The sequence below is a fragment of the Shinella sp. NM-101 genome (genome assembly GCF_021401195.1).
Lineage (GTDB): Bacteria > Pseudomonadota > Alphaproteobacteria > Rhizobiales > Rhizobiaceae > Shinella.
Genome location: NZ_JACBFT010000001.1, coordinates 21,103 through 34,132, shown reverse-complemented (window position 1 = coordinate 34,132; position 13,030 = coordinate 21,103). Strand labels below are relative to the sequence as shown.

Sequence of the window (13,030 nt, the reverse complement as noted above, 5' to 3'; positions counted from 1 at the left end):
GGCGAAATCACGATTTTGTGGGTATCAACCGGCGCGCAGGAAGCGGATCGCCTCGTCGCGGCGGTAGAGATAGAGCAGGGTGCGGATCGCTTCGCCCCGCTCGCCCGTCAGCTCCGGGTCGCGCTCGAGAAGATAGGCGGCGTCCTTGCGGGCGATTTCGAGAAGATCGCCGTGCGCTTCGAGGCTTGCGACGAGGAAGCCCGGCGTGCCGGACTGCCGGGTGCCGAGCAGCTCGCCTTCGCCGCGCAGCTTCAGGTCCTCCTCGGCGATGCGGAAGCCATCCTCCGTCTCGCGCAGGATCGAAAGGCGCGCACGGCCGTTCTCGCCGAGCGGCCCCTTGTAGAGCAGGATGCAGCTCGATGCTTCCTCGCCGCGTCCGACGCGCCCGCGCAACTGGTGGAGCTGGGCAAGGCCGAAGCGCTCGGCGTGTTCGATGACCATGATGGAGGCATCCGGCACGTCGACGCCGACCTCCACGACGGTCGTCGCGACCAGCAGCCGCGTCTCGCCGTTCTTGAAGGCGAGCATGGCGGCGTCCTTTTCCGGCCCGCTCATGCGCCCGTGCACGAGGCCGGCGGCATCGCCGAAGATACCGGCGAGCGTCGCGTGCCGTTCCTCGACGGACATGAGGTCGCTTTCCTCGGATTCCTCGACCAGCGGGCAGATCCAGTAGGCCTTCTTGCCTTCGGCAAGCGCGGCGCGCAGGCGATCGACGATGTCGCCGGTGCGCTCCTGCGGCACCACGACGGTCTGGATCGGCTTGCGGCCGGCCGGCTTTTCCGTGAGCTTGGAGACGTCCATGTCGCCGAAGGCGGCGAGGACGAGGGTGCGCGGGATGGGCGTCGCCGTCATCACCAGCATGTGCGGAGAGATGCCCTTTGCCGTCAGGCGCAGGCGCTGGTGCACGCCGAAACGGTGCTGTTCATCCACCACGGCGAGCACGAGGTCCTTGTAGGCGACGTTCTCCTGGAAGAGCGCATGGGTGCCGATGACCATCTGGGTCTCGCCCGAGGCGATGCGTTCGAGGATGGCGTCGCGCTCGCGGCCCTTGGTGCGACCGGTCAGCACGTCGATGGTGACACCGGCCGGTGCCGCCATGCGGGAGAGCGTGGCGAAATGCTGGCGGGCGAGGATTTCGGTCGGGGCCATCAGCACGGCCTGCCCACCGGATTCGATGGCGGCGAGCATCGCCATCAGCGCCACCGCCGTCTTGCCCGCGCCGACATCGCCCTGCAGGAGCCGCAGCATGCGCTGCTCGCCCGCCATGTCCTTCAGCACCTCGCCGATGGCCGTCTGCTGGCTGTTCGTCAGCGAAAAGGGCAGGGCGTCGATGACCGGGCGGCTCAGCGCGCCGGTCGCGGTCACCGGCCGGCCGGCGACCTTGCGCAGGCGCTGGCGCACGAGGGCGAGCGAGATCTGGCCGGCCAGGAATTCGTCATAGGCGAGGCGGCGGCGGGCGGGGGCCTGCGGGTCGAGGTCCGTCTCGTCGCGCGGATCGTGCAGGCGGTGGAAGGCGTCGAAGGCGGACGGAAAGCCCTGCCGTTGCAGCAACGTCGCGTCGATCCATTCCGGCAGATGCGGCACGCGGGCGATGGCGGCCTCCACCACCTTGCGCAGGACGCGGGATGTCAGGCCGGCCGTGAGGCCATGCACCGGCTCGACCAGCGGCACGCTGTCGGCCTCGCCGAGCCGCGCCATGTAGTCGGGATGCACCATGGAGGGGCGGCCGTTGAACCAGTCGACCTTGCCGCTCACCACGACGGTTTCATCGATGGGCAGCGCCTTTTCCAGCCAGTTGCCCTTGACCCGGAAGAAGGTGAGCGCCAGTTCCCCGGTCTCGTCGTGCAGGAAGACGCGGTAGGGCTGGCTCGACCGGCCGGGCGGCGGCGGCTGGTGGCGGTCGACGCGGCCGGTGATGGTGACGATGACGCCCGGCGGCGCATTGGCGATGCCCGGCTGGTTGCGACGGTCGACGATCGAATGCGGGAAATGGAAGACGAGGTCGACGACGCGGCAATCCTCGATGCTCTCCTGGCCGAGCAGGCGCGCGAAGAGGTCGCCCAGCTTCGGGCCGATGCCGGGGAGCGAGGAGAGGGGTGCGAAGAGCGGATCGAGCAGGGCAGGTCTCATGGCGGGCAAAATCGCCGGAGATCATGCCTTTGGCAAGGCTGACAAGCGGCTTTTGCCGGTCTATAGAAGCGCCAATTGCACCGAGGGCTGGAAAGCGAGGACGATCATGACGGGAACGACACGCTCGAGCGCCGAGATCGACCCGCGCCGCAAGCGCATCCTCTTCCGTTGTTGGCACAGGGGCATCCGCGAGATGGACCTGGTGCTCGGCGCCTTCGCCGATGCGGAGATCGCGACGCTCGGCGAGGCCGAGCTCGATGAGCTGGAGCGCATCATGGCCGAGGAGGATAACGACCTCATAAAGTGGGTGACCGGCGAGAAGCCGGTGCCGGACGCGTTCCGCGACGGCCTCTTCCCGCGCATCGCCGCCTACCGCCCCGATTTTTCGCCGCTCTTCAAAGACACCAGCGCATGATTCCCGGATTTTCCCCTGAACGCGTTGCCGGCGCCGGCCGGCCGATGACCATCGGCGCCGTGCCCTCCGGGGTCGAGCCGCTGATCCTCGCCGATCTCGCCCGCAAGACCGGCCCCGTCGCCTATGTGCTCTCGGACGGCCAGCGCATTTCCGATCTGGAACAGATGCTCGGCTTCGTCGCACCCGATATTCCCGTGCTGACGCTGCCCGGCTGGGACTGCCTTCCCTACGACCGTGTCTCGCCGAGCGCCGAAGTCTCCGCGCGCCGGCTTTCCGCGCTCTCGGCGCTGATCGCCCACCGGAAGAAGCCGCATGCGGCCATCGTGCTCGTCACGGTCAATGCCATGCTGCAGAAGACGGCGTCGCGGATGGTCATCGAGAACCTTGCCTTTTCCGCAAGGCCCGGCAACCAGGTCCGCATGGACGACATCGCCGCGCGGCTGGAGCGCAACGGCTTCGAGCGCGTCGCCACGGTGCGCGAGGTAGGGGAATTTGCCGTGCGCGGCGGCATTCTCGACGTCTTCGTGCCCGGCAGCCTGGAGCCGGTGCGCCTCGATTTCTTCGGCGACACGCTGGAATCGATCCGCGCGTTCGACCCCGTCAGCCAGCGCACGACCGGGCAGGCGCGCGCCCTCGACCTCAACCCGATGAGCGAGGTGACGCTGACGCCGGAGACGATCTCGCATTTCCGCAAGCAGTATCTCTCCTCCTTCGGCGCCGCGACGCGCGACGACGCGCTCTACCAGGCCGTTTCCGAAGGGCGGCGCTATCCCGGCATGGAGCACTGGCTGCCGCTGTTCTACGCCGAGCTCGAAACCGCCTTCGACTATCTGGAAGGCTTTCGCTTCGTCACCGACCACACGGTGCGCGAGGCGGCGGTCGAGCGCTCGCGCCTCGTGCGCGACTATTACGACGCGCGCCTTGCCTCCGCCACGCCCGGCAAGGGTCAGGTGGCGCAGGCGACGCCCTACAAGCCGGTGCCGCCGGGCCTTCTCTATCTCGACGCCGAGCGCTTCGCCCGCGAAATCGACGAGCGAAACGCCATCCGTCTCTCCCCCTTCAACGAGCACGAGGGCGAGGCGCGCCATGTCGAGACCCTCGAGGCGCGGCCCGGCATGCGCTGGGCGCGGCCGGCCGGCAGCGAGGATGCGGACGGCGCACGCGTCAACGTTTTCGACCAGGCCGTGAAGCATATCGCGGACAAGCGGGCGTCCGGCGCCAAGGTGCTGGTGACGGGCTGGTCGGAAGGTTCGCTGGATCGCCTCCTGCAGGTGCTTGCCGAACACGGGCTCGGCAATGTCGTGCCCGTCGAGAAATTCGGCGATCTGCGCAAGCTGAAGCCGGGCGAGGCGGGGTCTGCCGTCCTCAGCCTCGAAAGCGGCTTCGAGGCGGGCGACATCGTCGTCATCGGCGAGCAGGACATCCTTGGCGACCGCATGGTGCGGCGCGCCAAGCGCCGCAAGCGTGGCGCGGATTTCATCACCGAGGTCGCCGGCCTCGACGAAGGCTCCATTGTCGTCCATGCCGAGCACGGCATCGGCCGCTTCGTCGGCCTGCGCACCATCGAGGCCGCCGGCGCGCCGCATGCCTGTCTCGAACTCGTCTATGCGGACGACGCCAAGCTCTTCCTGCCCGTCGAGAACATCGACCTCCTCTCGCGCTATGGGGGCGAAGGCACGGATGCGCTGCTCGACAAGCTCGGCGGCGTCGCCTGGCAGGCGCGCAAGGCCAAGCTCAAGAAGCGCCTGCTCGACATGGCGAGCGGCCTCATCCAGATCGCCGCCGCGCGCCTTGTGCGCCATGCTCCCGTGCTGGCGGCGCCGGAAGGCGTCTATGACGAATTCGCCGCCCGCTTCCCGTATGACGAGACGGACGACCAGGCGAACGCCATCGACGCCGTGCGCGAGGATCTCGGCGCCGGCCGGCCGATGGACCGCCTCGTCTGCGGCGACGTCGGTTTCGGCAAGACGGAAGTGGCGCTGCGCGCCGCCTTCATCGCGGCGATGAACGGCGTGCAGGTTGCCGTCGTCGTGCCGACGACGCTGCTCGCGCGCCAGCATTTCAAGACCTTCTGCGACCGTTTCCGGGGCCTGCCGATCCGCGTGCAGCAGGCCTCCCGCCTCGTCGGCTCGAAGGAACTGGCGCTCACCAAGAAGGAACTCACCGAGGGCAGGACGGATATCGTCGTCGGTACCCATGCGCTGCTCGGTAGCTCCATAAAATTCGCCAATCTCGGCCTCCTCATCATCGACGAGGAGCAGCATTTTGGCGTGAAGCACAAGGAGCGGCTGAAGGAGCTGAAGAGCGACGTGCACGTCCTCACGCTCTCGGCGACGCCCATCCCGCGCACCTTGCAGCTCGCCATGACGGGCGTGCGCGAGCTCTCGCTGATCACCACGCCGCCGGTCGACCGCATGGCGGTGCGCACCTTCATCTCGCCCTTCGATCCGCTCGTCATCCGCGAGACCTTGATGCGCGAGCACTATCGCGGCGGCCAGAGCTTCTACGTCTGCCCCCGCCTCAGCGACCTCTCGGAAATCCACGATTTCCTGCGGCAGGACGTGCCGGAGCTGAAGGTGGCCGTCGCGCACGGCCAGATGCCGGCCACCGAACTCGAAGACATCATGAACGCCTTCTACGAAGGCCGCTACGATGTGCTGCTCTCGACGACCATCGTCGAATCCGGCCTCGATGTGCCGACGGCGAACACGATGATCATCCACCGTGCTGACATGTTCGGCCTCGCCCAGCTCTACCAGCTGCGCGGCCGCGTCGGCCGCTCCAAGGTGCGCGCCTTCGCGCTGCTGACCCTGCCGGTCAACCGCACGCTGACGGGCACGGCGGAACGCCGCCTCAAGGTGCTGCAATCGCTCGACACGCTCGGCGCCGGCTTCCAGCTCGCCAGCCACGACCTCGACATCCGCGGCGCGGGCAACCTTCTCGGCGAGGAACAGTCCGGCCATATCAAGGAGGTCGGCTTCGAGCTTTACCAGCAGATGCTCGAAGAGGCCGTCGCCGAGATCAAGGGCGACGAGGAGGTCGCCGACAGCGGCTGGTCGCCGCAGATTTCCGTCGGCACGCCGGTCATGATCCCCGATGATTACGTGCCGGACCTGCACCTGCGCCTCGGCCTCTACCGCCGCCTCGGCGAGATCACCGAGCTTGGCGACATCGACGCCTTCGGCGCGGAACTGATCGACCGGTTCGGCCCGTTGCCTATCGAGGTGCAGCATCTCCTGAAGATCGTCTACATCAAGTCGCTCTGCCGCGTGGCCAATGTCGAGAAGCTCGATGCCGGCCCGAAGGGCGTCGTCGTGCAGTTCCGCAACAAGGAATTCCCGAACCCGACGGCACTGGTCGGCTACATCGCCAGGCAGGGCGCGCTGGTCAAGATCAGGCCGGACCAGAGCCTCTTCCTCGCCCGCGACTATCCGACGCCGGAAAAGCGCCTGACGGGCGCGGCGCAGGTGATGACGCAGCTTGCGGGGCTGGCGAAGCAGGGCAACTGAGCGGGGCACAAGGGCCGAGAGGATTGCTAAATGCCGGAAATGCATCCATCGGTCACGGTCTATGGCGCAAGCTACAGCGTCTACGTTCGGATCGTGCGCATCGCACTCCATGAAAAGGGAGTGCCTTACAATCTCGTGCCGGTGGACGTGTTTTCAGACGAGGGCGCGCCGCCCGAGCATCTTGCGCGGCAACCCTTCGGCCGTATTCCAGCCTTCGAGCACGACGGGTTCGCCCTCTACGAGACAAGTGCGATAACCCGCTACGTGGATGAGGCATTTTCCGGACCGCCGCTGCAGCCGAGCGCTCTTCGTGATCGCGCGCGCATGAACCAGATCGTCGCGATGCTGGACAATTACGCCTATCTGCCGATGGTGTGGGATGTCTACGTGCAGCGGATGGAGGCATCCGGGAACGAGGCGATAGACGAAGCACGCATTGCCGCCGGCGTTGAAAAGGCCCGCCTCTTCCTGGGGGCGCTTTCGAACTTGCTGGGAGCCGAAAACTGGCTCTCCGGGCCGGAGCCATCATTGGCCGACTTTCATGCCGCTCCGATGTTCGGCCTGTTCAAGGAAGCGCCGGAGGGCGCCGCGCTCATTCGCGAATTCCCGTCCATTCAGGCATGGTGGGAGCGGAGCAAGGTCCGCCCCTCCGTTCTTGCGGCGAGCGGATAGGACCGCTCAATTCTGCCCGACGCGCTCCTGCGCCTTCATCGCCGCGATCTCGCGGAAGGCGTTGGTGAGAACATCGACGGACTGGGCGCCCATCACGGCGTATTTGTTGTCGATGATGAAGCAGGGCACGCCCGTCACGCCCATGTCGCGGGCCATGCCGATCTCCTCCTTGACGGAATCGACATCGGCGCCGGCGGAAAAGAGGGCGGTCACCACGGCGCGGTCCATGCCCGAGGCTTCCGCGATGTCGAGCAGCACGGCACGGTCGCCGACATTGCGGCCTTCCTCGAAATAGGCCTTGAAGAGGGCGAGCGCGACGCGGCCCTGGATTTCGGGGCCTTCGATCATCGCCCAGCGCAGGAGGCGATGCGCGTCGAGCGTGTTGGGGCTGATCGTGACGGCGGGAAAGTCGAAGGCGATGCCGTCCTCCTTGCCCAGCCCCGTCAGCATTTGATGGGCGCGGTCGACGGCGTCAGTGCCGCCGAGCTTTTCGGCGAGATGCTTCTTGTGGTCGACGCCTTCCGGCGGCATGTCGGGATTGAGCTGGTAGGGCCGGAACGTCACCGTGACGACAAGCTCGTCCTTCACGGCGTCGATCGCCTTGTCGAGCCGTTTCTTGCCCAGATAGCACCAGGGGCAGACGACATCAGAGACGACATCGATCGTAATGGCTTCCATCCGGTTTTCCTTTCGAGGTGCCGGGAGATTCCGGAACAGGACGCCGAGATAGGCCGACGCGCCGCCGCTTTCAACAGGTTACCTCAGGGTAACCCGAGTTCTGGGGATGACCCCTTTACTGCGCCCGCTCGTCCCACCATGTCGGGAACTGGAAACCGTAGAGCGGAACCGCCTGCGGCCGGGCGATATGCTTGGAATGCGCGACCCACTGTTCGCCGAGATGGTAGAGCGGCACGACATAATAGCCCGAAAGCAGCATCCTGTCGTGCAGGCGCACGGCCGAGCGGAAATCCTCCGCCGTGCGCGCGGTCAGGATGGCCTCGAGGATGCGGTCGACGTCGGGATCGGCGATGCCGGCGAAGTTGGAGCTGCCGGGCCGGTCGCGCATGGTCGAGCTCCAGTAGCTGATCTGGTCCCGGCCCGGCGAGAGCGAGGAGGGGAACGCCTTGACGATGACGTCATAGTCGAAGGTCTGCGTCCGGCTCTGGTACTGCGAATCGTCCACCGTGCGGATCGCCGCCTTCACGCCGAGCGCGGTGAGGAAACGCTGGTAGGCAAGCGCCAGCTTCTCCTGGTCCGCGTTCTGCGTCATAATCTCGAAGGCCAGCGGCTTGCCCGCGTCATCGACCATCTGCCCGCCCTTGATGGCGTAGCCGGCCTTCCGGAAGAAATCCATCGCCTCGCGCAGCACCTTGCGGTCACGGCCCGACGCGTCGGTCGTCGGCAGCAGATGCGTGCCGTCGAGGATGTCCGCGTCGATGCGCGACAGCGCAGGGCCGGCGATCTCGCGCTCGCGCGCATCGGCCGCCACGCCCATCGAGCTCAGCTCGGAATTCTGCCAGTAGCTCTGCGTGCGCTTGTAGGCATTCTCGAAAAGGCTGCGGTTCACCCAGTCGAAATCGAAAACCAGCGTCAGCGCCTTGCGCAGGTCCCGGTTCTGGAAGAGCGGCCGGCGGGTGTTGAAGACGAAGCCGAACATGCCCGAAGGCGTCTTCGGCGTGATGGCGTCCTTGACGACCGCGCCGGAGAGGGCGGCCGGGAAATCGTAGCCGCGCGTCCACTTCGTCGGGTTGCCCTCCTGGTAGAGGTCGATCTCGCCCTTCTTGAACGCCTCGAAAAGCGAATTGTCCTGCAGGAAATACTCGACGGAGATCTCGTCGTAATTGTCGAAGCCGACCTTCGAGGGAAGATCCCTGGCCCAATAGTCCGGGTCGCGGGCATAGACGATCTTCTCGCCCGGCTTGACCTCCTTCACCTTGTAGGGGCCGGAGCCGAGCGGGAGGGCGAGCGAGGTGCGGTCGAACGTCTCGACGTCGATGGCGTGCTTGGGCAGGATCGGTGAATAGCCGGCGATCAGAAGCGGCGTTTCGCGGTCGGCCTTGTCGTTGAAGGTGAAGCGCACGCTGCGTTCGCCGACCTTCTCGACTTTCTCGACCCCGTCGAGCCGGAGGCTGAAGGGCGTGCGGCCCTTGTCGCGCAGCAGCTCGAAGCTGAAGATGACGTCTTCCGGCGTGATCGGCTCGCCGTCGGCCCAGCGCGCCTTCGGGTTGAGGTTGAACTGGATGAACGAGCGGTTGTCGTCCCATTCCGCCGTTTCGGCGATGAGGCCGTACATGGTGAAGGCTTCGTCGCGCGAGCGCTGCATCAGTGATTCGTAGACGAGGTTGCCGAATTCCGGATCCCACATGCCGCGCGCCGTGGTGCGCATGCTCTTGAGGATGAAAGGATTGAGGTTGTCGAAGGTGCCGACGACGCCGTAGGCGATGCGCCCGCCCTTCTTCACGTCCTGGTTGACGTAATCGAAATGCGCATAGCCCGGCGGAAGCGCGGGTTCGCCATGCATCGCGATGGCGTGCACCGGGGCGGCAAGGCCGGACAGGGGGGCGAGAGCGAGCATCGAGGCGGCTAGGGCCATCAGGAAGGGGCGCAACGGGATCTCCTCGTCAGGGCCGGATGATTCTCATGCATTATAGCCGCCTCGAAGTGGACGGAACCGTGGTAGCGCGGAAATAGAAGCCGCGCGGGATTTTCGCAAGGAAAGGCTGGATATCCGCCGCGGCCCATTGTAACAGGATACGCCGAAGCGGGTCATGCAAATGCCTCATTTCGCCGACAGGAGAGCGCACGGCTGACCAAAACGCCCGAGAGGGGCCTTGCGGAGGGGCGCTGTCGCTCCGGCACCGGATTTTCAGGAGACCGAACTCGTCATGATCTTCACATCGAATCTCATCAAGCGGACCGTGCTTTCCGCCTTTGCCGCCTCGGTCGCCCTGGCGGCGGCTCCGTCGGCATCGCTCGCTCAGCAGGCCGCTCCGCCGAAGGGCTGGTTCAAGGTCTGCACCAAGCAGGAAGACAACGACGTCTGCATCGTGCAGAACCTTCTGACCGCCACCAGCGGCCAGCTCATCACCGCCATCGGCCTCATCACCGTCAGCGGCAAGACCAACCGCAAGATCATGCAGGTCTCGGTGCCGAGCGCCCGCCTCATCCCGGTCGGCGTCCAGATGCAGATCGACGGCGGCAAGGCGCAGAAGCTCGACTACGCCATCTGCATGCCGGACAAGTGCGTCGCGGAAGTACCGCTCACCGACCAGGTCCTCGCTAGCCTGAAGAAGGGCGGCGAACTGGTTCTTACCTCTGTCAACTTCCAGCGCGCGCCGAACCCGATCAAGATCTCGCTCGAAGGCTTCACCGGCGTGTTCGACGGCGAGCCGATCGAACAGTCGCAACTCGAAGAGCGCCAGCGCCTGCTGCAGGAAGAAATGCAGAAGAAGGCCGAGGAAGCCCGCAAGAAGCTCGAGGATGCCCAGAAGGCTGCCAAGAGCCAGTAAGCGGCGGCCCGCCATCAGATACGAAAAACCCGGCCATCGGCCGGGTTTTTTATTGCCTGTGATCGGGCTTTTGCGGATCAGTGGAAGATGCCGCTCTGCTCCTTCCAGCGATAGTGCCCCTGGTCCACGTCCATCAGGGCGCGGACCTGCGGGTGACGGATCGGCTGACCGCTGTCGTCCGCAACGAGGTTCTGCTCGGAGACATAAGCGACATATTCCGTGTCCTCGTTCTCCGCGAAGAGATGGTAGAAGGGCTGATCCCGCGACGGCCGGATCTCGGCCGGAATGGAATTCCACCACTCTTCGGTATTGGCGAATTCAGGATCGACGTCGAAGACCACGCCACGGAAGGGGAAAACCCGGTGGCGGACCACGTCGCCGATGGCAAATTTTGCGTCACGCATCTTCATGGCGTACCTACCTTTCCTCCTATATTTGGGTAATTTCGCTGAAACATCAATAGTTCCGTCGCCATCCGCGTTTGCGCCGCGATGGGGTGGCGCTTGCGCCCCAAACCGTTTCGGCGTACCTCGAAGAAAGATGGCTCGGGCGGATCGGACGGCATGAACAATCAGTGGGGCAGGAGCGGCAACGGAACGACGGCAAGCGGCGGATCCGGACTGGCCGGCATCCTGTTCGCCTCCATCGTCAGCCTGGCGCTCGGCGGTGCGGCCGGCTACGGCGCTTTCCGCGCGATGGACGGCGCGGCCTCCTCCAGTGAAATCGATGCGCGGGACAAGCGTATCGCCGAGCTTGCGCGCGAGCTCGACGCCCGCGCCGCACAGATCGCGGAAAGCAGCCGGCAGGCGGAGGCCGCGGCGCAGGAGAACGGCACGCTCAAGCGGCAGATCGAAACCTTGCGCGACGATGCCGGCACGTCGGACACGACGATCGTCGCCGCCGAGAACGCGCGGCTGACAAAGGACGTCGTTCCGGGATTGAAGAAAGCGCTGGAACAAGCGACGCAACGCACCGCGGATGCGGAGGCCCGCCGGAAGCGGGCGGAAGAGGCGGCGCAGGACCGGGAACGCCAGCTTTCCCTCGTCACCGACCAGATCGCACGGCTGGAAAAGGCGCTGGACCAGGCGCGCGGCCAGCAGGACAGTGCGCAGAGCGCCGAGACCGAGCGCCTGGAGGCCGAAGCCGCCACGCTGCGCCGGCAGATGGAGGACGCCCGCCGCGCCGAACTAGCGATGCGGACGAAGGACCTGCCGGCGCTGCGCGACGCGCTTGCCAGCAAGGAACGCGAGGTCGCCGCGCTTGCCGCCCGCAACGCTTCGCTTGCAGCGCGGATCGATACGCTCGAAGCCGCGGCGCGCGCGCAGCCGAAAGCGCCGGAGGACGGCGGCGAGGGGCCGGCGCGCGACAATGCCCCGGACGGCCGCAATCCGCGCAATGCATCTGAGGTAACCCAGGCGATGCGCGACACGCCCGGCCTCGACCGCCTGACGAGCGTCCAGCGCGACCAACTGGAGCGCGCGCTGGTTTCCGGCGAATGCGTCACCAACGCGCTCGGCGGCGTCTTCAAGCGCGTGCCGGTGCTGACGCTCAGGAACCTGATGCGCGGGCTCGACAGCGACTGCTAGTCCTGCGGCGACCTTGCCGCAGGACTTCGTATTCACGCAACTGCGGGCGCAGGACCGTTCATGCCTGTGCCCGGACTTGCCCCGACGGAAGGAGATTTGGATGAAGCGATCTGTTCTGGCGGCCGTGCTCGGCCTTGCGTTTTCGGCGGGCGGAGCCCCGGCGCAGGAATTCGAGCGCAATATCATGACCGGCGGCCCGCAGGGCACCTACATCAAGATCGGCCGGGACATCGCCGCGCTCGGTGCCGAATGCGGGCTTAAGCTCAATGTCGTCGAAAGCGCCGGCTCGCTCGAAAACTTCGTCGGCGTGCGCAACCGGCGCAACACGCAGTTCGGCATCGTGCAGAGCGACGTGCTCGAATATCTCAAGACCTTCGAGGCGAACGATCCCGAGGTGCAGAAGGCTGTGAAGGGCGTGCGCATCATGTTCCCGCTCTACAACGAGGAAATCCATGTGCTGGCCCGCAGGGACATCGCAAGCATGAAGGACCTCGCGGGCAGAAAGGTCGCCGTCGGCAAGAAGGACAGCGGTACCTTCCTCACCGCCACGCTGATCATGGACATCCTCCAGGTCAAGGCCGGCGAACGCATGGACATCAACCCGGACGAGGCGCTGCCGAAGCTGCTCTCCGGCGAGATCGACGCCTTCTTCTATGTCGCGGGCGCCCCCGCCGCCCTCTTCACCGGCGAGGCGATCGACAAGGCGAAATTCCATCTCCTGCCGATCACCGAGGCGCCGCTGCTGGCGACCTATACGCCCTCGCGCATCGCGGCGGGCACCTATTCGTTCCAGGACGAGCCGGTTGATCTCGTCGCCGTGAAGGCCGTGATGATGACCTACGACTACGACGTCAAGCGCAACGCCTATCATCGCGATAGCTGCAAGACGGTCACGGACTTCTCGAGCCTCATCATCGGCGGTCTCGACAAGCTGAAGACGACCGGGCACCCGAAATGGAAGACGGTGGACCTGACCGCGCTGCCGCCCGGCTGGCAGGTCGGCGTCTGCGTGAAGGCCGGCATGGCGCTGGACTACAAGCCCTCCTGCAAGCCGGCTGCGGGAAATGCCGCAGGCGGAGCGGACGATTCGAACGAGGAGTATCTGAACCTTCTCAAGCAGCGGCTCCAGCAGTAACGCCGCGACGTCCTGCCAACGACAGAAAGCAAAAAACCCGGCCATCGGCCGGGTTTTTCGTATGGAGCGCCTCC

General features: G+C 65.9%; 10 protein-coding genes. 6 read left to right on the top strand and 4 right to left on the bottom strand.

Annotation, left to right across the window (positions count from 1 at the left end; translation table 11 throughout):
* Positions 1-24 precede the first annotated feature (24 nt).
* Positions 25-2,130 (bottom strand): ATP-dependent DNA helicase RecG, encoded by a 2,106-nt coding sequence (gene recG, locus L0976_RS00150; protein WP_234185536.1) that lies wholly within the window; start codon positions 2,128-2,130, stop codon positions 25-27.
* 106 nt (positions 2,131-2,236) lie between these two features.
* On the opposite strand from recG, the gene L0976_RS00145 reads away from it, so the two are divergent.
* The 3 genes from L0976_RS00145 to L0976_RS00135 are packed head-to-tail and all read left to right on the top strand — an operon-like array spanning position 2,237 to position 6,726.
* Positions 2,237-2,545, top strand: a complete 309-nt coding sequence (locus L0976_RS00145; RefSeq protein ID WP_234185535.1) for a succinate dehydrogenase assembly factor 2 — start codon at positions 2,237-2,239, stop codon at positions 2,543-2,545.
* A complete protein-coding gene (mfd, locus tag L0976_RS00140) occupies positions 2,542-6,054 on the top strand; it encodes a transcription-repair coupling factor (RefSeq protein WP_234185534.1) in 3,513 nt (1,170 codons plus the stop codon). Before L0976_RS00145 ends, mfd begins: the two co-directional genes overlap by 4 nt.
* Positions 6,055-6,084: 30 nt before the next feature.
* Positions 6,085-6,726 carry a glutathione S-transferase family protein gene (locus L0976_RS00135; protein WP_234185533.1) on the top strand — a complete coding sequence of 214 codons (642 nt, stop codon included), beginning with the start codon at positions 6,085-6,087 and terminating at the stop codon, positions 6,724-6,726.
* Positions 6,727-6,732: 6 nt separating this feature from the next.
* On the opposite strand, the gene L0976_RS00130 is transcribed toward L0976_RS00135, so the two are convergent.
* Positions 6,733-7,404: a DsbA family oxidoreductase gene (locus tag L0976_RS00130; protein ID WP_234185532.1), complete on the bottom strand. Its 672-nt coding sequence runs from the start codon at positions 7,402-7,404 to the stop codon at positions 6,733-6,735.
* A gap of 115 nt (positions 7,405-7,519) precedes the next feature.
* Complete coding sequence (locus tag L0976_RS00125) at positions 7,520-9,319, bottom strand: extracellular solute-binding protein (protein ID WP_234186181.1); 1,800 nt, start codon at positions 9,317-9,319, stop codon at positions 7,520-7,522.
* 292 nt (positions 9,320-9,611) lie between these two features.
* On the opposite strand from L0976_RS00125, the gene L0976_RS00120 reads away from it, so the two are divergent.
* Complete coding sequence (locus tag L0976_RS00120) at positions 9,612-10,235, top strand: invasion associated locus B family protein (protein ID WP_203318898.1); 624 nt, start codon at positions 9,612-9,614, stop codon at positions 10,233-10,235.
* Positions 10,236-10,312: 77 nt separating this feature from the next.
* On the opposite strand, the gene hspQ is transcribed toward L0976_RS00120, so the two are convergent.
* The gene (gene hspQ, locus L0976_RS00115) at positions 10,313-10,645 is read right to left on the bottom strand and encodes a heat shock protein HspQ (protein ID WP_203318897.1); all 333 of its coding nucleotides are present in this window, start codon (positions 10,643-10,645) and stop codon (positions 10,313-10,315) included.
* 153 nt (positions 10,646-10,798) lie between these two features.
* Between hspQ and L0976_RS00110 the strand changes: the two genes are divergently transcribed.
* Positions 10,799-11,821 carry a hypothetical protein gene (locus L0976_RS00110; protein WP_234185531.1) on the top strand — a complete coding sequence of 341 codons (1,023 nt, stop codon included), beginning with the start codon at positions 10,799-10,801 and terminating at the stop codon, positions 11,819-11,821.
* A gap of 100 nt (positions 11,822-11,921) precedes the next feature.
* The gene (locus L0976_RS00105) at positions 11,922-12,956 is read left to right on the top strand and encodes a TAXI family TRAP transporter solute-binding subunit (RefSeq protein ID WP_234185530.1); all 1,035 of its coding nucleotides are present in this window, start codon (positions 11,922-11,924) and stop codon (positions 12,954-12,956) included.
* Positions 12,957-13,030 lie beyond the last annotated feature (74 nt).

Bases quoted from the DNA above. Each gene is read 5' to 3' on its own strand.
- recG (WP_234185536.1), bottom strand. From the start codon at position 2,130: ATGAGACCTGCCCTGCTCGATCCGCTCTTCGCACCCCTCTCCTCGCTC.
- L0976_RS00145 (WP_234185535.1), top strand. From the start codon at position 2,237: ATGACGGGAACGACACGCTCGAGCGCCGAGATCGACCCGCGCCGCAAG.
- mfd (WP_234185534.1), top strand. From the start codon at position 2,542: ATGATTCCCGGATTTTCCCCTGAACGCGTTGCCGGCGCCGGCCGGCCG.
- L0976_RS00135 (WP_234185533.1), top strand. From the start codon at position 6,085: ATGCCGGAAATGCATCCATCGGTCACGGTCTATGGCGCAAGCTACAGC.
- L0976_RS00130 (WP_234185532.1), bottom strand. From the start codon at position 7,404: ATGGAAGCCATTACGATCGATGTCGTCTCTGATGTCGTCTGCCCCTGG.
- L0976_RS00125 (WP_234186181.1), bottom strand. From the start codon at position 9,319: ATGGCCCTAGCCGCCTCGATGCTCGCTCTCGCCCCCCTGTCCGGCCTT.
- L0976_RS00120 (WP_203318898.1), top strand. From the start codon at position 9,612: ATGATCTTCACATCGAATCTCATCAAGCGGACCGTGCTTTCCGCCTTT.
- hspQ (WP_203318897.1), bottom strand. From the start codon at position 10,645: ATGAAGATGCGTGACGCAAAATTTGCCATCGGCGACGTGGTCCGCCAC.
- L0976_RS00110 (WP_234185531.1), top strand. From the start codon at position 10,799: ATGAACAATCAGTGGGGCAGGAGCGGCAACGGAACGACGGCAAGCGGC.
- L0976_RS00105 (WP_234185530.1), top strand. From the start codon at position 11,922: ATGAAGCGATCTGTTCTGGCGGCCGTGCTCGGCCTTGCGTTTTCGGCG.